This window comes from Ruminococcus sp. AF17-22AC, from assembly GCF_003460065.1.
GTDB lineage: Bacteria > Bacillota > Clostridia > Lachnospirales > Lachnospiraceae > Blautia_A.
The window spans coordinates 291804-312625 of sequence record NZ_QRXT01000002.1 but is presented as its reverse complement, the minus strand read 5'-3'; the positions used below and the strand labels follow the sequence as shown (position 1 = coordinate 312625).

At 37.7% G+C, this 20822-nt stretch carries 25 protein-coding genes and 1 riboswitch; all 25 genes read right to left on the bottom strand.

What is annotated here, in order from left to right; translation table 11 throughout:
* Positions 1-67 precede the first annotated feature (67 nt).
* Positions 68-1759: an FAD-dependent oxidoreductase gene (locus DWW86_RS04740; protein WP_072523188.1), complete on the bottom strand. Its 1692-nt coding sequence runs from the start codon at positions 1757-1759 to the stop codon at positions 68-70.
* Position 1760: 1 nt separating this feature from the next.
* Positions 1761-2081 (bottom strand): rhodanese-like domain-containing protein, encoded by a 321-nt coding sequence (locus DWW86_RS04735; protein ID WP_005421613.1) that lies wholly within the window; start codon positions 2079-2081, stop codon positions 1761-1763.
* 12 nt (positions 2082-2093) lie between these two features.
* Positions 2094-2399 (bottom strand): thioredoxin, encoded by a 306-nt coding sequence (trxA, locus tag DWW86_RS04730; protein ID WP_072523187.1) that lies wholly within the window; start codon positions 2397-2399, stop codon positions 2094-2096.
* A gap of 92 nt (positions 2400-2491) precedes the next feature.
* A complete protein-coding gene (locus tag DWW86_RS04725) occupies positions 2492-3238 on the bottom strand; it encodes an SDR family NAD(P)-dependent oxidoreductase (RefSeq protein ID WP_072523186.1) in 747 nt (248 codons plus the stop codon).
* Between the two features lie 154 nt (positions 3239-3392).
* Entirely contained in the window at positions 3393-3551 is a 159-nt protein-coding gene (locus tag DWW86_RS04720) for a rubredoxin (protein ID WP_005339874.1), read from the bottom strand.
* Positions 3552-3642: 91 nt separating this feature from the next.
* Positions 3643-4017, bottom strand: a complete 375-nt coding sequence (locus tag DWW86_RS04715; RefSeq protein ID WP_117942428.1) for a desulfoferrodoxin family protein — start codon at positions 4015-4017, stop codon at positions 3643-3645.
* Between the two features lie 27 nt (positions 4018-4044).
* Complete coding sequence (locus DWW86_RS04710) at positions 4045-4998, bottom strand: L-lactate dehydrogenase (RefSeq protein WP_015541215.1); 954 nt, start codon at positions 4996-4998, stop codon at positions 4045-4047.
* 15 nt (positions 4999-5013) lie between these two features.
* Complete coding sequence (rbr, locus tag DWW86_RS04705; protein ID WP_015541214.1) at positions 5014-5556, bottom strand: rubrerythrin; 543 nt, start codon at positions 5554-5556, stop codon at positions 5014-5016.
* An 87-nt stretch (positions 5557-5643) separates the two neighbouring features.
* Complete coding sequence (locus DWW86_RS04700; RefSeq protein ID WP_015541213.1) at positions 5644-6036, bottom strand: Fur family transcriptional regulator; 393 nt, start codon at positions 6034-6036, stop codon at positions 5644-5646.
* Positions 6037-6160: 124 nt separating this feature from the next.
* Entirely contained in the window at positions 6161-6910 is a 750-nt protein-coding gene (yaaA, locus tag DWW86_RS04695) for a peroxide stress protein YaaA (protein WP_015541212.1), read from the bottom strand.
* Positions 6910-7365 (bottom strand): thioredoxin-dependent thiol peroxidase, encoded by a 456-nt coding sequence (gene bcp / locus DWW86_RS04690; RefSeq protein WP_015541211.1) that lies wholly within the window; start codon positions 7363-7365, stop codon positions 6910-6912. The genes yaaA and bcp overlap by 1 nt, the downstream gene beginning before the upstream one ends.
* A gap of 3 nt (positions 7366-7368) precedes the next feature.
* Entirely contained in the window at positions 7369-7581 is a 213-nt protein-coding gene (locus DWW86_RS04685) for a DUF6219 family protein (RefSeq protein ID WP_015541210.1), read from the bottom strand.
* 179 nt (positions 7582-7760) lie between these two features.
* Entirely contained in the window at positions 7761-7910 is a 150-nt protein-coding gene (locus tag DWW86_RS17100; RefSeq protein WP_015524977.1) for a hypothetical protein, read from the bottom strand.
* Positions 7911-8173: 263 nt separating this feature from the next.
* The gene (locus DWW86_RS04680; RefSeq protein WP_015541209.1) at positions 8174-8608 is read right to left on the bottom strand and encodes a bacteriohemerythrin; all 435 of its coding nucleotides are present in this window, start codon (positions 8606-8608) and stop codon (positions 8174-8176) included.
* A gap of 76 nt (positions 8609-8684) precedes the next feature.
* Positions 8685-8849, bottom strand: a complete 165-nt coding sequence (gene rd, locus DWW86_RS04675) for a rubredoxin (protein ID WP_015541208.1) — start codon at positions 8847-8849, stop codon at positions 8685-8687.
* A 390-nt stretch (positions 8850-9239) separates the two neighbouring features.
* Positions 9240-9497: a hypothetical protein gene (locus DWW86_RS04670; RefSeq protein ID WP_015541207.1), complete on the bottom strand. Its 258-nt coding sequence runs from the start codon at positions 9495-9497 to the stop codon at positions 9240-9242.
* Between the two features lie 591 nt (positions 9498-10088).
* Positions 10089-10772 carry an alpha/beta fold hydrolase gene (locus DWW86_RS04660; RefSeq protein ID WP_353652673.1) on the bottom strand — a complete coding sequence of 228 codons (684 nt, stop codon included), beginning with the start codon at positions 10770-10772 and terminating at the stop codon, positions 10089-10091.
* 402 nt (positions 10773-11174) lie between these two features.
* The gene (locus DWW86_RS17095) at positions 11175-11366 is read right to left on the bottom strand and encodes a hypothetical protein (RefSeq protein WP_181985312.1); all 192 of its coding nucleotides are present in this window, start codon (positions 11364-11366) and stop codon (positions 11175-11177) included.
* Positions 11366-11734 (bottom strand): DUF4186 domain-containing protein, encoded by a 369-nt coding sequence (locus DWW86_RS04650; RefSeq protein WP_072523184.1) that lies wholly within the window; start codon positions 11732-11734, stop codon positions 11366-11368. The genes DWW86_RS17095 and DWW86_RS04650 overlap by 1 nt, the downstream gene beginning before the upstream one ends.
* A gap of 4 nt (positions 11735-11738) precedes the next feature.
* On the bottom strand, positions 11739-12104 hold the full coding sequence (locus DWW86_RS04645) for a PAS domain-containing protein (protein WP_117942427.1): 366 nt from the start codon (positions 12102-12104) through the stop codon (positions 11739-11741).
* Between the two features lie 264 nt (positions 12105-12368).
* Positions 12369-14789 (bottom strand): ATP-binding protein, encoded by a 2421-nt coding sequence (locus tag DWW86_RS04640; protein WP_286187638.1) that lies wholly within the window; start codon positions 14787-14789, stop codon positions 12369-12371.
* Positions 14680-15201 carry a transporter substrate-binding domain-containing protein gene (locus DWW86_RS17285; RefSeq protein WP_286187637.1) on the bottom strand — a complete coding sequence of 174 codons (522 nt, stop codon included), beginning with the start codon at positions 15199-15201 and terminating at the stop codon, positions 14680-14682. Before DWW86_RS17285 ends, DWW86_RS04640 begins: the two co-directional genes overlap by 110 nt.
* 95 nt (positions 15202-15296) lie before the next feature.
* Entirely contained in the window at positions 15297-17447 is a 2151-nt protein-coding gene (locus tag DWW86_RS04635; RefSeq protein WP_117942426.1) for an ATP-binding protein, read from the bottom strand.
* A gap of 146 nt (positions 17448-17593) precedes the next feature.
* Positions 17594-19438 (bottom strand): ABC transporter substrate-binding protein, encoded by a 1845-nt coding sequence (locus tag DWW86_RS04630; protein WP_072523181.1) that lies wholly within the window; start codon positions 19436-19438, stop codon positions 17594-17596.
* 99 nt (positions 19439-19537) lie between these two features.
* Positions 19538-19613, bottom strand: a riboswitch (cyclic di-GMP riboswitch).
* Positions 19614-19834: 221 nt separating this feature from the next.
* Positions 19835-20707 (bottom strand): damage-control phosphatase ARMT1 family protein, encoded by an 873-nt coding sequence (locus tag DWW86_RS04625; RefSeq protein WP_072523180.1) that lies wholly within the window; start codon positions 20705-20707, stop codon positions 19835-19837.
* Between the last annotated feature and the right edge of the window lie 115 nt (positions 20708-20822).

The window sequence follows — 20822 nt, the reverse complement described above, 5'->3', positions numbered from 1 at the left end:
GAAAGTCGTTCTAATAAATGGGGGATCTTTTTATACTACGATTAAACTATAAAAAATTTGTTTATTTCTAATAATCCATACCGCATGCATATGCCCTTTCGATCAGCGTACGGTCATTAACCACTGCATCATAGAAGCGGAATCCACCGGAAAAGTTATATGTTTCATATCCATTTCCTTCCAGAATACGGCTGGCAATGTAACTGCGCAGACCACTTTGGCATATCAGATACACAGGCTTTCCTTTCTCAATTTCGTTAATTCGTTCCCTCAGTTCATCTACAGGAGTATTTTTGAATCCATTAATATGCCCCCTGCTAAATTCATCTACCGTTCTCACATCCAGCAACACAGCATTTTTATCTTTAGAAATCTTATCCATATCTTCCAGATGCCATTGTTTTAAGGTCCCTTTTGCTATATTGTCTATCATGAATCCGGCCATATTTACAGGATCCTTTGCAGAGGAATAAGGCGGTGCATATGCGAGATCCAAATCTTTCAACTGGGTTGCCTTCAGCCCTGCATGAATTGCTGTTGCCAGTACATCAATACGTTTATCAACTCCTTCATATCCAATAATCTGAGCACCAAGCAAGCGATAAGTCTCTTTTTCAAAAACCACCTTCATGGTCATCACTTTTCCACCGGGATAGTAACCGGCATGACTCATAGGAGAAAGAATTACTGTATCTACCTCTAATCCTGACTTTTTGGCATTGGTTTCATTGATACCTGTAGTGGCTGCTGTCATATCAAATACTTTGATAACAGAACTTCCCTGACTGCCCAGGTAACGACTATCACCACCACAAATGTTATCCGCGATGATCCTGCCCTGTTTATTAGCAGGTCCCGCCAAAGAGATTAACGCATCATTGCCAGTAACATAATGTTTTACCTGAACTGCATCACCTGCAGCATAAATATCCGGTACAGAGGTTTCCATTCTGTCATTCACTACAATACTTTCTTTGATGCCAAGTTCCAGACCGGCTTCTTTTGCTAATGCTGTGTCTGGTGTAACTCCGATTGCCAGCACCACCATATCAGCCTGAAGAGATGGATTATCTTTCAATAAGACCTCCACTCCATTGTCTTTTTCTTTAAATCCTTCTACTGTATAGCCCAATACCAGTTTTATTCCATGTTTTCTCATTTCATTATGGATCATGGATGCCATATCCGGATCAAAAGGATTCATCAGCTGCTTAGGCCGCTGGACAATCGTAACATCCATGCCAAGCTCCCTCAAATTTTCTGCCAGCTCTAAACCAATAAAACCGCCACCAGCCAATACAGCCGATTTTGGATGATTCTTATTTATATATTCCTTTATCCGAAAAGTATCTTCTACAGTACGAAGTGTAAAAAGTTTATCAATACCTACTCCAGGAAGTCTCGGCTGTGTTGGCTTTGCACCTGGAGAAAGGATAAGTTTATCGTAATTTTCTTCAAATATTTCACCGTTTTCTAAATTCTTCACTGAAACCGTTTTACGATCCGGATGTATGGAGATAACTTCATGATGAATTTTCATATTAATACGGAAGCGTTTAAAAAAACTCTCAGGTGTCTGTAGTGTAAGTTCTTCCGGATCTGTGATCACATCTCCAATATAATATGGAAGCCCACAATTCGCATAGGATATGTATCCGGATCTTTCAAACACAGTAATTTCTGCATGTTCATCCAGTCTTCGTATTCTTGCTGCGGCTGTAGCTCCTCCAGCTACACCGCCTACAATTATTACCTTCATCTTATTTTTCCACCTTTCCTGAATAAGCAGCAATGCCACCGATATTATTTACTTTAGAATATCCCATTCGTTGCAGTATCCCAGTTGCCTGGCGGCTTCGTGAACCGGAATAACAGTATACAAACAGTGGGATATCCTTATTCTTCGCTACAGAAGCAATATTGTCAAGTTGCTGCAACGGCACATTTTTACTTTCTGGTATATGTCCTTCCTGATATTCCTGCGGTGTACGTACATCCAGCAGAACTGCATCATCAGTCCTTTTATATTCTTCTATGCCTTGATTAATATTTGACTGTTTAAAGAGATCAAAAAATCCCATTAGCACACCTCCCTAAAGCATTTCTAAAATCGCATTCTTAGGTCTCGCCCCTGAAACCTGCTGTACAATCTTCCCATTCTTCATAACCACTAAAGTCGGAATGCTCATAATACTGAACTTATTTGCCAGTTCAGGCTCTTCACCTACATTAATCTTTCCAACTTTAATATCTCTACGCTCACTTGCAATCTCCTCTACAATAGGTACTACCATGCGGCAAGGTGCACACCAAGATGCCCAAAAATCTAAAAGAACGGGTTTATCGGAATTCAGTACTTCGTTCTGAAAATTATTTTTATTGATATTAATAGCAGACATTTTACAGTCCTCCTTATCTTTTTCTTTTTGTAAATTTATTATAGTCTTAATTTCATTTATTTTCCGTGATTACATCACCATACCTCATTAACTTAACTTCTTGCCATACCATCTACACTTAATATAACACCTGTAATGTAACTCGCCTCATCTGAAGCAAGAAACACAAACGCATTGGCAATATCTTCTGGCTGTCCAAGACGACGCAATGGAATTCTTTCAATCATAGGTTCGATAACTTCCTTTGGCACGGCCTTCATCATATCAGTTTCTGTAATCCCAGGTGCAACAGCATTAACACGAATACCTTTAGGTCCTAGTTCTCTTGCTAATGATACAGTCAATCCGTTTACTGCAAACTTCGATGCCGGATAAGCAAACCCACTTGGCTGTCCCGAAATACTCACCATGGAAGAAGTTGAGAGAATGACCCCCTTGCCTCTTGCCACCATACATTCTGCTGCTACACGAGTAGTATTAAATACTCCTTTTACATTTAGATCCATGACTTTATCGAAAGTCTCCTCTGTATAATCCATAAATGAGGTGTTTTCTGAAATCCCTGCATTATTTACCAGTATGTCGACACATCCATATTTTTCAGTTGCCTCTTTAAAAGCCTTTCTGACAGACTCCATGCTTGCCAGATTTGGACTAATTCCAGCAACTATTGCATTGGGATATTTTTCTTTTAATTTATCTACAGCAACATCTGCCGATTCCTGTGAACTTGCTGCCAACACAACTGTAGCGCCTTCCTTCAAGAATTTATCAGCTGTAGCAAATCCTATGCCACGGCTTCCACCCGTGATGATTGCAACTTTATCTTTTAATCTCATTTAGACTACCTCCTTACTTAGTTTCTAGCTACATTATAAGCAAAAGGTAGATTATTTTCTGTGATATCATCACAAAATATCGCAATAAAAAACCCTGTTGCTCACGCAACAGGGTTTTGATTTATCCATCCATATTTAACACAAGATTAGGCTTCTATTCAACTTCTGAAAACTGATCTTTTCCAACATTACATAATGGGCATTCAAAATCTTCCGGAACATCCTCCCACTTTGTTCCTGGTGCAATACCACCTTCAGGATAACCTTCCTCTTCATCATATTCCCATCCGCAAACGTCACATACATATTTCATTAGTTTGTTCCTCCTTATAAATATATTAATACACAGCATATATTACTGTTGTATTTGTGTTGTTCTGTAACCTTAATATGTATAAATGCTTTTAGCATTTCCATAATCCATGCAGGTTACAATATGCATATACTTCTTCTACCTGTTCACCATCGCAAAGACAAAAATCTGCTACCGGCTCCTGCCCTGGATTTAACTGTTTTCTGTATATTCCCTGGTTTGTATTTAATGTAATCCACTCAATGAAATGCGCTTCAAGCATTGGATGTTTTGTCTCTCCGACCACGACATGAACATGACTGCCTTCTACCGTATATACAGGTACATGCTTCTCGACAGCAGCATCTGTCACTCCGGCTTTTAATTCCTGCATAGGTTCTCCGCAATAAATTACAGGTACACCCTTATCCTTTACCTTTTCAACAATGTTTCCACAATGCTTACAAATATAATACCTTACTTCCATGCCTTTTTCTCCTTCCATGTGTAAAATTTATAATTCAATTGTCTCCATAATCTTTTTCAATGAATCTGCAGATTCCTTAAGCTTTAACGCTTCCTCGCCACTTAAATTAATAGGTATATCAGACTCAATACCATCTGCACCTACAATAGCTGGCATACTTAACGATACTTCGTCAATATCATATACTCCATGAATCATGTGTGATACAGGAAGTATTGATTTTTCATCTCTCATAATCACTTCGCAGATTCTTTTTACAGACATTGCAATTCCATAATATGTAGCGTGCTTTTTGTTTATAATCTCATAAGCACTGTTCTTGACTGCTGTAGCTATTTCTGCCGTGTTTTCCTTGTACTTGTAATGTCCACGCATTTCACACATTTCACTTAATGGAACACCAGATACATTGGCTGATGACCATGCTACAACTTCGCTGTCTCCATGCTCACCTACTATAAATGCATGAACACTCCTGCTGTCCACAGATAAATGCTCACCAAGCTTATATCTTAATCTGGCACTATCTAACACAGTACCCGATCCAATAACCCTGTTTTCTGGAAGTCCGGATAACTTTATGGCTACCTGAGTCAGGATATCTACCGGATTCGCAACTACAAGCATGATACCTGCAAAATTTCTCTTTGCTATTTCAGGAATGATTGACTTAAATATTGCTACATTTTTATTTACGAGATCAAGCCTTGTCTCTCCCGGTTTCTGTCCAGCTCCGGCAGATATGACAACAATTGCAGCATCAGCCACATCATCATAATCTCCGGCATATATTTTCATCGGACTTGCAAATGGAATACCATGACTGATATCCATTGCTTCTCCTTCTGCCTTGTTCTTATCTGCATCGATAAGGACAATCTCTGTAAACAAGCCACTCTGCATCAGAGCAAATACCGATGCAGAACCAACAAAGCCACAGCCTATCATTACTGCTTTTTTTGAATTAATCACTTTCTTCATAATAATCTTATCTCCTTAATAATTCTCTTCATGTACTTCAAAATAGCTCTGTGGATGATTACATACCGGACATACTTCAGGCGCCTTAGTTCCTACCACAATATGTCCGCAGTTACGGCATTCCCATACCTTAACTTCGCTCTTTTCAAATACCTGTGCAGTTTCAATATTCTTAAGAAGTGCACGATATCTTTCCTCATGGTGCTTCTCAATCTCACCTACTGCCCTGAATTTTGCTGCAAGCTCAGGGAATCCTTCTTCCTCAGCTGTTTTAGCAAAGCCATCATACATATCTGTCCACTCATAATTTTCGCCTTCTGCCGCTGCTGCCAGGTTTTCCTTTGTATCACCAATTCCTGCTAATTCCTTGAACCACATCTTTGCATGTTCTTTCTCATTATCTGCAGTCTTTAAAAACAATGCTGACATCTGCTCGTAACCTTCCTTTTTTGCTACAGAAGCAAAAAAGGTATACTTATTTCTTGCCTGTGATTCCCCTGCAAATGCCTCCTGTAAATTCTTCTCTGTCTGTGTTCCTGCATATTTGTTTGCTTCCATCTCTTTTACCTCCGTTTTCTTTACTACATTTTCAAAATCTGATGCCGGGTGCTTGCACAAAGGACATATAAAGTCATCTGGTAATTCCTACTTTACCTTCTCCCTGCATTTCGGGCAAATGCCTTTAAATGAAATATCATAATCCACAAATTCAATTCCATGAGTGTTATGAATTCTTTCCAGCAAATCCGGTATTTGATCCATATCCACATCAAAAATTTCACCGCACTTTATACATCTTACATGGTAATGATTTTTCAATGTAAAATCAAATCGGTTCGGTCCATTCGGAACTTCAACCTTTCTTAATGCACCTTCCTCTACCAATATATCAAGATTTCTATATACAGTTCCTTTTCCAATTGCTGGATATGCTTCTTTTATAAATTCATACACTTCATTTGCCGTAACGTGTCTTTTCATTTCGTATACGGTATTTCTTACAAGATCTTTTTGAATGGTATTTCTCCTACTTGTCATTCGTCCTCCTTATTAGGATTAGTTCTCAATAAGGATTATATACCACTATTATCCTGTTGTCAACAAATAGTAATAGTTCTTATTATTAAGAAGTCGCCAAACTGAGCATCTTTCACATGAATAACTATTTTATTTTGCGTTCAAATACATATTCTGAATCTGAAGATAAATCAGACCTAAACGAATATCCGAGTCTGTCAAATTTCTGAATCTCCACCGGATTTTCAATATTATTTTCCGCTATGAATCTGACCATTTCACCACGAGCCATCTTGGCATAGGTACCTTTTGTTACCAATTTATCTCCGGATAACTCACAAAATACAATCGTAATATATCTGTCCTGTGGTGTCAGATACTTTTCTATACATTTTGAGTATTCTTTTGATGCAAGATTAATGATAATCCTACTGTCATCTATTACTGAGCGGTATAACAATTCTCCCCAGTACTCATACAGATTTTTTGCATCTCCAATTCCAACCTTTGCCTGCATTTCAAGACGATAAGGGGTCACACCATCCATTGGTTTTAAAATGCCATAAAACGCAGACAAGATTCTTAAATGATTTTGCAAATACTCAAACTGCTGGATTTCAAACACAGATGGTGCCATATATTGAAATGCAATCCCTTCATATGCTAAAACAGCCGGAGTAAGACTGTTATAAAGATCCATATTTTCCAATCTGTTAAAGTTCTGCTCTGCAATCTTGTCATTACATTTCCAGATAGCTTTCAGTTCTTCTTTTGATTTGCTTTTCATCCAGTTTAATACTTCTGCTGTCTTATCAATATAGACAGGCAGTTCAACCGGTGCTAAGTTATCGGTATCTACAATCATCTTTTTTGCAGGTGATAAAATAATCTTCATTATGCCAATTCCTTAAGCATATTTTCAGGATCATCTGCAGCCTTGACTTTATCATTTGCCTTTATAATAATCCCCTGTTCATCAATAAGATATGTGGTTCTTACTACTCCCATAGAGACTTTGCCATAATTTTTCTTTTCTTTCCATACATCATATGCTTCAATAACTTTCCGCTCTGGATCTGCTAAAAGTGTAAATGTCAATCCATATTTTTCCTCAAATCTCTTATGAGAGGATACAGAATCCTTACTGACTCCAAGAATAACTGCTCCTTTTTCGGTAAACTGAGGGTATCGCTCAGAAAACCCACATGCCTGTTTCGTGCATCCCGCTGTATTATCCTTGGGATAGAAATATAAGATCACTTTTTTTCCTGTATAATCCGATAATCTATGTATTTTCCCATTTTGATCTGGCAACTCAAAATCCGGTGCCTTAACCCCTACTTCCAACATTATTTATCCCTCCCTTTCTGTATCTTTCTCTTTATTCGCCTTTTTTTTCCTATTCCTGGTAATCATTTTATGACCTGTATATATCGCCATTACCATACATAACATAGAACTTAAAGCAAAGTATTTGTGACTTGATTTTTGCTTTTTATATCCAGTGTAAAAAGTCCCAAGCATTGTGATCAATGCTCCTACTGACCAATATTTATGTGCTTTCATGTAATTCCTCCATTTTTTCAGTGTATTCAATTCTAATTATACGCTACCATATTCCTATGTCAATTTGATAATAGAGCATTCCTATAAATTTTTTCAAAATATCATTGTCAAAACTATGTATTGTTATCCTTTAATTTTTCTTTGAAATAATTGACAAAAAGCTTGCTTTCAGGAGATTACTATTTAATCTCTTTTCCATCTATATATAGTTGAAATTTATCAGGATTATTGACAACATCATAGTCCTTTCCGTATTCTACAGGTCTATATTCGGCTGTCATTACCGATTCCCCGTCTTCAATATCCTCTTTCCATAAATAGATGTTCATATCAATGCTCGTCGCATATCCTCTGTCTGTGGAGAATTTTGTCGAATGAAAAGAGACTTTACAACTTAAAATTGGATAAAAAGGACAACAAAAAAGAAGAGCTGCTTGCTCTTCCCATATAGTAGTAGTAAAATAATATGTCATGCCAGCGCAATATATTACCTAGAATATCGCTATAACAGGAAAGGGGCTGCATTGTGACAGCCCCTAGTTTACTTCATCACGTTGTCTACATTCTGAGTGAACTCGTTCCCTGGTTTATTTTAGCATCGGTCTGGATTTTGTTTCATAAAGATAAATTTTGCCACAGAGCGGTCGTATGTTTTAATGTGTCCAAACAGCCAGTCGATTACATTTTTCTGTACAAGTTCACTGAACCGATCTGTTGGTCCTTCATACTCCTGAAGGTATTCATACAGTTCCTGAATTGTCTTTTTAAACTCTTCATGTTTTTCATAATGTTTTTCACGCTCTGGATAACCGGATTTTTCCTGAAGCTTTTCCTCTTCTTTGAAATGAAAGTCAGTATATTCATCCAGATAATCCAGCATTTTGATTGCTTTTACTTTGCTGTCGCCATTTTGACAGGCAGTTACAAAGTTCTGGATACGGTCGATCAATTCTTTATGCTGGGTATCAATTGTTTCATTTCCTGTTACTAAATTGTCATCAAAGGTAATGTTTAAATCGTAAGTCATAATTTGACCTCCATTTCTTTTATATGTTCTCTTAGGCTCTTTTAATGTATGGCAGTTTCGTACCTGCATTTTCTGCTTAGTCTTCTACAGGAACGAAAACATCTTTTCCTAATCCGCAGATTGGGCATGTCCAGTCATCTGGAATATCCTCAAATGCAGTTTCTGGATCGATACCAGCGTCTGGATCTCCTACTGCCGAATCATAAATATATCCACATGGTTCACATTCATATTTTATCATAGTCATTTTCCATTTTCAATGTCGATTTATTTTTGTTACCAAGTTTCTAGCAATTTTTCTAACACTTTGTTTCTTGTATATCTGTATTATACATGATAATTATTCTTTTGTCAATAATAGTAATTATTATCATTTTTACACTTAGCATAAACTGATATTTGAATTGCACATTTACATATTGTATATATCATGGGAATAGTTGAATAAAAAAATGAACTCTATTCATTAAAGACAGAGTTGCTGGAAATTATTTCTCTACAACAACTTTCTTCGTCTTTAAGCCATTGAAACACAATACTGTCCAATCAGCTTCGTCCAACTATTATATTTATTCTTTTCACACACCTTTCGGCAAATTTCATTTTCCATCAGTACACAGAACATCTTATCCTAAGCAAATGCCCAAACCGCACCATTCACATGGTTTTCCACTGCTTTCTGATCTATGCGATTTAAGCGTGTGACCATTTTTTCAATTTCTCCATTTCTCAAGTTACCGATATTTTTGCAGATAAACCGAAAGAAATTCAACGTTGCATATTCGTCATGCCAATGGAATTCTTCTGGATTGTTTTTAATTTTACTGGCTCGCTGCTGTTCTTTGATTATCTGATCAGCTACACCTTTCATCGAATCTTCGTATCTCATATTATTCACCTACTCTTCCTCAACTGAACCACTATATTCAATTATTCCATACCAATCTTTACATATCTTCTCTTTTGAACATATAAAGATGAGTGAAATCTGCATTACCCATATAGCACCTTTGGCTAACATTGAAAAGAAAATTTATTTGAATCAATGTGAGATACCTATTGAAAATATTATCTTGCTACGCAATAATGATACCATATATCTTTTTACCGAAAGTGAGTATGCAGCATTATAACAAAAAGAACCTGTTTATGTTCAGGTTCTTTCTGATCGTATTCAATATAAACTATATAATTATTCGCTTTCTCACAAATTATTCTTCATAATTTCCAAATAATTTTCCGGGAATCCAATCAGATTCAAATCAATGTCGTCCCTATATTCATCTATCACTGTTTCCACCGTCTGAATCAATGATTTCTTACTAAATTCTACAATAACCCACAACGGCATTTTGCTAGAATATTTCAATTTGTGATGTTTTACAATCAGACTATCTTTATAATAATTTTTCTCCCTGCTGAAATTTTCCATAACTTCCTTGTAACCCTTTTTGTTATAGAAATTATTTTCATCGTAATGCTAATCATGCGGAGCTTCTATACATTTGGCTATTGAAAATCCATATACTATCTGTGTCCTATAATATACTTCTGCTTTTTCAATATAGTCACTACCAGAAGGCTCTTGTCTGAATTGCAAAGCATAACCCGTAAAGCGATAATAATTTACTCTTTTTAAAATGTCTTTTGCTTTTTCTCTATCAGCGACAAGCCTTGCATATTCTTTATGATCTGGATTATAGGACATCATCATCTTCCGCATAAGATTCTGACCATAATCCGTCTCTGCACCCCCTCTTGAACCAGCCCTAAGAAGTGCTTTCCATGGATATATCTTATATAATGGCTCTGCTCTTTCAAGAAGCCATATTTCCATCGCAGTCATATAAGACTTTTGAAGCGGTGCCGAATCAATGGAGATAAAGCCTTTTATCTTATCCGGATATAATTCCATATACATTTGAGCCAGATATCCGCCCATAGACTGACCGATAATGATCGGATTATAAATTTCTTCTTTTGCCAGGATTTCATAAAGCCATTCTGCCATGTCTGATAAACTGTAATTATTCGTAAATGGTCTGGATAATGCATGTGATGGTGCATCCCATACAAACACATTCTGTTTATTCTCAAAATATTCTGTCTGCTTCTCAAAAAGCCGGTGGTCTGCCGTAAGTCCCGGTAAAAACACTAATGTAATTTTCTGTTCCCCTTCCTATAAACCATTTCCAATGTCGTATGGGCGACATTCAATACTTGTGATTGTTTTTCTTCCGACAAAGCGAAAAATTTATCATTTATAAATCACCTCCGTTGACCAGTTCGGTTAATATGAGTATATACCCATTGACCGATTAACGGAAGGCCTCATTGATCAGAGAGCAGCACACATCAACAGTGATCTGAGCACGCAGAAAGTCATTCAGAAACACTGCGATTCTTACCGGCTCTGCCGTAAAGTGATAGAAGATTGCAAATCTGCAAAAAATCCAAAAGCTTACTGAACCAAGCATCAGGCAGAATACCAGCTCCACGATTCATTAAAAAAAGAGCTTCAGGATCTCAGTATTACCAAAATCCCAAGCTCTAATAAAATCCAGAATCAGATAGAAAATCTTGAATCAGAACAGGCTGCTGCCCTCCGGAAAAACAGGACTTGCAGAAAAAGCTGAAGACCCTGTTTCACATTTTTATCATTCGTGTACCATTTACCTGATTGATGAATAGCATAAGCACCTTTTCTCAATGCCATTGCAACTACAGGGCAGGCATCTGCATCAACAAATATTTGCACTAGTTCCTCTCCATTTCTTTTTGAATCCATGTCATAATTATATCTACAAGATATTCCTGCTGCACTTGGCTTAGTTTCTTTCCCGGTTGCATTTTATGCCACTTCCGAATGCAATCTCTGCAACATGTTGCCGTTGCATGCTGGGCAATAAATACCGGATGCCCACGCATTGGTGTCTGCTTGCCATCATTTGCTATATACGCCGGAGCTTCTCTCTTTGCGATAAACTCCTTTGCATGTTGTCTGATTGTATCCAGTCCTTTTTCGTTTATGTAATCAATATCCTTCTGCTTCAGATGGAAACTGCTTCGAAACTTGGAATTATCCAGTCGTTCAAATAACTGCTTGTACCATTCATCCTTCGTCATGTCATCACCACAAATCGTATTGTTTCATAGTCTCTGTATTTCGATATTCATGCTTCTCATAATATCCTATCAACTTCCCATCATCTCTGAGTGCCACCATATAAACATCTTTATTCTGTTTCTCGTTGTGAAAAGTATAAACGATATTATGACTTTCATCTACTGCAAACCAGTCCACTACCTGCTGTATTTTATCTCTTGATTCCGGATTATGACAATCTAACAAACTTCTTCCAACTAGTTTATCGCCACCTCGCTTCGCATAACTGATAACAGCTGCCGGATTCATGTAAATAATCTCATGATTAAGATTGCATATAACAATGGATGCTCTGTCCTGATCAACAATACTTTTATAAAAGCTGACCATCTATCTTTTTATGTATTTTTTTCTTTTTACTTTTCGCCATCTTATCTTATCCTTAGAACTTCACTACTTCCGGTTCATGTGTAAATGATGAAAATGTAGCTGTTGCATATCTAAAAGCATCATCTACAATCAGTATTTTTGTTTTTTATCCATATTTTTCTTTCCTTTATCCACTCGTTTTTTATGATCTTCCAAGCACTCTCGCATTGTCATATTTTAGTCCTCCTGTCAATTGTATTCCACTAATTCATGAACCTCTGCTAATCAATTATATACATACCTTATAATCGTTTTTATAACTTCATCAATCACAATCGGCTTTGACAAATGTGCGTTCATTCCTGCATCCAGTGATGCCTGAACATCTTCTGCAAATGAATTAGCTGTCATTGCTATAATAGGAATGTTTTTTCCATCCGGTCTGTCATTCATTGCCCTGATTGCTTTTGCTGCTTCATAACCATTCATTTCAGGCATCATGATATCCATCAGGATTACATCAAATGTGCCTTCCGGATGATTTCTGAAAATCTCAACAGCATTCTTTCCATCCACAGCTCTTTCTACATTCATCCCGAACTCTTCCAACTGCACGGCAGCAATCTCTGCATTCAGTTCATTATCCTCTGCAAGAAGGACATTCACACCTGTAAGATTCACCTTTTCAGAAATACCTGTGTCTGACTTATTACATTCCTTATCTGTAATTTCCAAAGGAATATCCACAGTAAATGTGGTTCCCTCATGCTTTTTACTCTGCACGGAAATGGTCCCACCCATCATATCTACATACTTCTTTACGATAGCCATCCCCAGTCCAACTCCATGGTACTGCGTTCTCACACCGGAATCTTCCTGTGCAAATTCCTCAAAAACTTCTTTTGTAAATTCCTCACTCATGCCAATACCAGTATCCGAAATGCGGTAACGCATATTTATATATCCATCCCCGCCCTTTTCCTGACACCGGGCTTCAAATGTAATCGTCCCTCCATCCGGAGTGAATTTCACGGCATTGCTCAGAATATTGACCAGCACATCACGCAGGCGTGCAGAATCCGCAAGTACATTTGGAATCTTTGCTTCTTCACGCTGAATCTTAAAGTTGATATCCCTGTTCGTAAGAAAACCTTTTGTAATATCCAATGCAGAATCTGTAATGTTTTTCACATCCACCGGTACCGGATTGTATTTCACTTTTCCACTTTCGATGCGGGTCAGATCTAATACATCATTGATCAGCGACAGTAAATGCTCTGAGCTTTCGTCAATCTTTTCCAGACAATTTTTCACTTCGTCTGACGGATTGTTTTTCATTGCAATACCGGTAAATCCTATGATTGCATTCATCGGTGTCCTCATATCATGGGACATATGTGACAGAAATGCTGTTTTTGCCTTGTTTGCAGCCTGTGCATGCTCTGCCAGTTCCGCCATTTTCTCAGCTTTCTCCTGGGCCGCCTTCTGAGCTTTTTTTCTTGCACTGAGACGCACCATTGTCACAGCCATAATAGTCAGCAGCCATCCAAAAATAAGAAGAACCCAAACAGTAACAACAGGATGCAGACGGATCCAGTCAACAAATGTCAGCTCTGTTGCTTTGTATGTGGTATACTGTGCTGCAAGATCTTCAACAAGATTTTTGGGCATGGCATACATTGCTTTCGTCAGAATACCAGCCAGCGCATGGTTCTCAGTTGATGAAATTACCATGCGGTAGGTGAATGTAGGCTGTTCCAGCAGAGTATATGTCATGGTGCCCGTAGTGTCACTGTTCACAAACGCCTGTGCCATGTAATAGTAGACGAAGGCAGCATCTGCTTTACCCTCACGGACAGCTTCCATCATTTCCTGTCGGGTACTGCACATCAGTTTTTCTGCACCGGGTGCCATTGCATCTTCAATTGAATTTGATACTGTCTGGTCAACAGTAGTAACAACATTAATTTTTCCATCAAAGTCACGCCGTGTCACCCTTGCCAGCTGCATCATAATGAAGGGTGCAGTAATCCCCCATTTTTTCGTCTCAGCATAGTTATCTGTTTCCAGGCGCGCATCGATGCTCATATCTGTGGTTTCCTTATTTTTCTGATAAGCAATATACTCATCTCTGGTGGCAGGTGTAAGAAACTCATAGGAAATCCCGGCATAGTCTGCAATTTTCCGGAAGTAATCCGGGATAATACCCTTCATCTCACCATTTTCATTATAAGAATATGGATAACGGGTCGGATCACACAGAACATGAAGCGGGTTGTCCTTGGAATACTGTGAAATAATACTTTTTTCTTTCTCCGTATATTCCAGATTCTTAGTTTCTATGCTTTCATAATTTTTATTATAAAGTGTCGTTTTCCAGTCACCCTCAACTGCATTCATCTGGTCGATTGCATAATTGATCTCATTCAGCAATTCTGTATTACCTTTTTTAACCATGACATAGAAATCGCTGCTGTCAAATTTATCCACGATACGCTCATTGTTTGTTTTTCTCAGAGAACTAGCAGCAATAGCATCAACATTTCCGCTCTGAAGAGCTTCCTCCATCTCTGCTGTCGTATCAAAATAAAATGGATCATATGTAAATCCTTTGTTGCCTGCAAAATCCGCAAAACTCTTTATCTCGGAGCTTCCATTCAAAAATGCCACACGCATACCGTTGTAAGTACTGTATGTAATTGCCATCCACAATCGTGCTGTTGTCACTGCGGACGGTCAGAATCCCATTATTGGTTCCGATCGGACGTGAAAAATCAAACTTTTCTTCTCTTTCCGGTGTTTTGCGGGGAGATGTTACCATATCAATCTCGCCATCTTCAAGCATCTGCTGCATATCATCCCAGCTCTTATCATATCCGACATATTCGTAATCTACATCCCAATAACGGGCCATCAGCCGAAGAAAATCATAGCCATACCCACTGCGGTTGCCTTCTTCATCCATCACATGATAACCATCCATGGCAAAGAAACCGACTTTGACAGTTTCATGCTGCGAACTGTCCTCGGCTGCATATGCAGTCTGGGGAGAAAATATCATACACACGCATACAAAAGCCAGTAACACTGCCACATATTTCTTAGCTCTCGAAATCATATTTTAAATCTCCTGTCTGTCAAACATATTTCTCTATACATCTCCTTGTAATCTCCTGGTTTAATAAAATTGCACTGCCGCATCAAATCCATTTGTCACTGTTCAGTGACCTGCGGTTCGGTACCCCCCCCACCAGATTTTATGCTTCTGATCGTCTTTTCCAGCATCTTCATCTCAACCGGTTTTGAAACATGTGCATTCATGCCAGCAGCAAAAGAATGCTGAATATCTTCTGAAAATGCATTCGCAGTCATGGCAATGATCGGAATCGTCTTTGCCAGTTCATGGGAGCTTCTGCGGATTGCCTTCGTTGCCTCATAACCATTCATAACAGGCATCTGCACATCCATCAGGATCATGTCATAATCACCTGGAGCAGACTGCTCAAATGCTTTCAAAATCTCTTCGCCATTTTCACAGATGGTACATTCCGCACCTTCAATCTTTAACAGTTCCGTCAGGATCTCTGCGTTCAACTCATTATCCTCTGCACACAGGAATTTCATTCCCTGCAGAATATTTCCATCCTGCTCATCTGTTTCTTCTTGTGCCGCCAGAGCAACCGTTCTATCCTCTGCAATTTTCAGATCCAAGAGAACCTCAAAACAGCTTCCCTGTCCCAATTCACTCTCCACATCAATAGTACCTCCCATTGCCTCAACCAGATTCTTAGTAATCGCCATTCCAAGTCCGGTTCCCTGTATTTTATTTGTAAGGGAACTTTCCGCACGGGTAAACGCATCAAAAATTGTATCCTTGAAATCTGCCGACATTCCCATACCATTATCGCTGACTAAGAAACGGTACTTTGCATAGACAGATGACTTTGTCTCACATTCTTCTACCAGAAGCTGAATTTTTCCACCCTCCTGCGTATATTTTATGGCATTAGACAGCAGATTACTGAAAATCTGCATCAAATGAACCTGATCCCCATTCACCCACTCATGCTGAATATTTTCTTTTATGATTGTAAAGGTCTGATGCTTTTCATATATTTGAGAATGAAATATAATGTCAAGTTCCTGCATAAAATCCAGAATAGAAAAGTCAGAATACTTGAAGACTGTTTTTCCTGCTTCAATCTTGCTCATATCCAGAACGTCATTGATAATTCCCAACAGATGCTGTGATGAAATGTCTATTTTTTCTGCATACTCTATAACTTTTGCTTTATTACCTGCATCATGTCTGATCAAAGATGTGATACCAATGATTGCATTCATAGGTGTGCGAATATCATGTGACATATTAGACAGGAAATCCGTTTTCGCCTTATTTGCATTTTCAGCTGTCTGTAAAGCCTCTGTTGCAACGTTCTTTGCCTTTTTCAGTTTTTGATTGACTACTTCCATTTCCTTCATTGTTTGTAAATGAAGTTCATTATTTCTTTTTTCATATTCTGCTTTTTGATCTGCAAGACTGAGTCTGGAAATACTGTAGAATAATCCGGTAAAAAGTAAAAGTATAAAACCTGCCATGAGTATTGTTGTAAACAACACCGTTTTCTGGTAATCCGTCAGCACATTGTCAACAACTCCCCTTGCCACAATGCATACCAAAATGGTGTTGTTGCTTTCTATCGGGCAATACCCCAGATAATAGGGATTCTGTTTTCCCAAAAATACAACTCCGGATTCTCTGTTATCAAACTTCTTTTTGAACAAATCAGCCTCTTCTTCTGTAATAGCCTGTTCCCCTTTTAAATGTTTTAACAAAGAATAATTACGCAGGTATTTATCTCCACTCTGGTTCGTATACGTAATATTTCCGTCATTATCCAGCATGAACAAATATGCTTTCCCATGATAACCTTTCAATTTTAACATGGAATCCAGTTTCGAATGATCATACACAGTTCCAATTGCCGTATAAGTTTCCCCATTGATGGTATATTCCTGACATGGGATCGCAACCAGATAACCGTCTTTTTTCTTCTGATCATAATCAAGACGCACCAGTTTTCCAATATTGTATCCGTTCTTTAAGTCCAGCAGAAGTTTACTTGGCATATCAATCCGCATTTTTGTTCCACCTGCTGATATTGCCTGACCATTTTCCTGAAGGAATATAAGTGTACTTTCCGATTCTTTTTCCCATGCTTCAAAGAAACTTTTGTTCACATCCGTTTCAAGAGACAGCTCCCTCTCATGAAGTAAAAATTCCTCAACCAACTGCAGCTGGTTGTAGTATCCACTCACTTGAAGATCATAGGTCTGCTGTATCTGTTCAACAACAGCTTCCATACTGCTTTTTCCATTTTCGCTGATATACTTGCCAGACTTACTTATAAGATACTTTATACAAACTAAGCTTAAAAGAATAATAAGTAGTATAAGCAACAGCCTTGTTATTTTTTTTCTTTTATTTACCGTTTGTTCTACCTCCACTTTTACTGTTCAACCTCTATATAGTCTTCCGGTGCTGACGGCTGCTGTCCTTTTGACATTGCTTCGATCCATGCACTTGATAATGTTGTATCTTTAAGCTGCTCAATCTCACATTTCGGATTTATTTTTTTCAAAACAGACATTGTGGTGTCTGTAAGAAGAATAGAGTATTCCTTTTCTTTGTCTATTTTCTTATCATTAACTGTCAAGTCCTTTAATGAAAATCCACTTTCCTCTTGATTGACGATCATTTTCATACCGGATGCAATTGGTAATTCGTATTTATTTGTTACATAAAAATTCTCATCAGCTTCGGCGAGATAATTTTCCACGAGTTCATAAACCTGTTTACCATTAATTTTTGCAAAATATAATACTGTATCTGAACTCTTCGCTGTCATCATGCCAACCCGGCTATTGGTGCATTCTCCTTTGTACATAGAAGAAGTAAAATAATAATATGGTGCCAGCGCCAGCTGTGCATCATTTTCTTCTCTGATCGTAGTTAAAATGGAAGATGCTGCATCACGGCCATTTCTATCGTTCAGTGAAATGGAATATTCATTTTCAAAATTCACCATTGCTTTTTCTTCTGGATCTTTACGATTCATTACACTGCGAAAAGTATCATAAGCCTGTGTTTCATCCATTTCCCCTGTCAGTAATCCGTGAACAGCCTCAAGACTTGCATCAAATGATTTTTGAGCGGAATACCGGATATAAACAGCATTATTATTAATTTCCTCTTTCAGTCCTGGCACATCCTGCATCATGGTTGGAACATCTGTATTCAATGAAATAACACCGCTTCCATCCGCAATCAGCTTTTGCCCCTCTTCTGAAATCATACAATCCAGCACATCCAGTGCAGTATCCAGTTTCTCCCGGTCTTTTTCCAGATTTTTGTTAAATGCAATGTTTAAGGACGGAGTCATGTACACATAGGATTCATCCGATGTCTGTGAAAAGTAAGGAATACGGATCAGCTCCGCATCCATCTGTTTCTGCACCTGCTGCATAACCGTCGGATGTCCATGAAACATTGCTGATTTTCCCTCGACAAACATCTGGATTCCTGTATCGACGTCAATATTGATATCTTCTTTGCCAAAATGCGAGTCCTTAAGAAACTGACTGGTTTCTGAAAAAATACGTTTCCATAATACATCATCAAACTTCACTTCATCCGCTGCAGTCTCTGCACCGTTTCGCCATTCAATACCATCCAGGCTTGTAAACTCACCGATTGCCGCCGCCTGGATGATTTCATTATTAGACCAGTCTTCCCCAAGATCCATGGAATACGGTTTTATGCCATTATCATAAAACTGCTGACAGGCCTGTACATATTCCTCATAATTTTCTGGAATCTTTACGCCATACTGATCAAATAGTGTTTTGTTGGCAATGATCGTCTGCGGAATACCACAGATTGGCAGCCACTGGATTTCATCCTCCTCATTCTTATAATATTGCACCGCATAAGAATAATACTTAGAAACAACATCATAAGAAGCAAAATCCATAAGATAAGGCTGTAAGTCCTGTGCATCTGTTCCGGAGAATCGACGTACTGTTATGATATCCGGTAATTCATCATGTTCTTTAAAATAACTGTATAAATCGGTATCATTGTTACCAATAATAAATTCAATATCCTGATCAGGAAACTGTTCATGGATATAAGGTGCAATATTTTTCATCAAACGATTTTCCCACAGATAAACGGTAAGATGATCATCGTTTTTAGATATTTCTTTCTTTGACTGTCCACATCCAGACAAAACAGCAGTTGTTGCAAGTATACCTGACACCACTGCTATCAGACAACGTTTTGCCTTTTTCATACTCTTATTTTCCTCATTCTTTCCTGACAAAATCATTATTGTTACGTCTATGAAATAACACCGTAAAAAAGCACCGTCAGACAGACAGTGCACCTCATTTCATGCAACTGGCTGCCATTTTAAAGGCCCTGTAGCTTTGCGTCCCAGACTTTCATCTGGTTTGCCGATTTCCTTATTATAGATTATAGCTTTTAAACTTATGCAAAAAACTGATTTTATTATACTTTAACACTCTATTATACACAAGAAAAAAAATAACCGTTTTAACGTTCAAAAACAAAAAAGCCGAAAGCCACATTGTTATCCGTGACCTCCGACTCATCTTTTAGAAAAACGGTTAATCCATGATATATTATTTTCTTGAGTGAATTTTTACCCTACCTTGATCACCCTGTATCATTTAATAACTTCTTCTCTTGTCATAATCCCCGTAAATTGTTCAACGCCAAAACGTCTCATAAACATTTCACATTTGCATAGGAAAAAATAATAAATATTTAATCCGCAACCACTTAATCCTTCATAATTCCCCTGACCTTTAGAAATCAGCAAATCAGCGTTCTTGATCTCCTCCATTGCTTCCTGGGATATTGCTCCTATAACGTTACCTGGCATTCCTGTACCGTTTCCAATTACCTTTTGCGCAACATTTTCCATATGAATATATTTTGCATCCTCTAATGTCGCATCATTTAGAACCGGCTTTCCTCTTACAATTACAGATATATACAAATCAGGATTAATATCTCGAAGAGTTGAAATGAATAACTTATCTGTTACAATTTCTCCGCAGTTATCTGTAAAATAAACTAACCTGTTTGCATTGACTATATCTTTCTGAAAAACAGTCAGCAGATTAGGATCTATATGTATATTTACTGCTTCATCCAGCTGAGTTTTTAACTTAATTTCATTCACATTTTCTAATGCACCAAAATCAATATAATTTCCAACCATCGCATACTGTATTGCCATTTTCAAATGATCTTCAGCTATATTAACTCTATTTTTCATATATGGAAGACATTCCAACATTAATTGATTATAATGTTTTTTAATTTCCGTATAGTCCATTAAATTCCCAAACATATCCCGACGAAGGTTGTCCATTTTCTCTGCTATCTGTGGTGTAGTTAATCCATCACTATTCCTTATGATTTCGTTAACTTCATATTGATATTTTTTTATTTCTTCTTTAGTTACATTATCAGGGTATTTATCAACATTTCGTTTTATCTGACATTTTTTACATTCTTTATTTATAACCATATTATTCTCCCTACATCATATTAGTTTATTACAGTAAATAAAAATGATTCTTTTCATTTTCTTTTTTGTAGATTGTTGTTCTATTTTCAATATCGACCCGACACGTTTCTGCTAT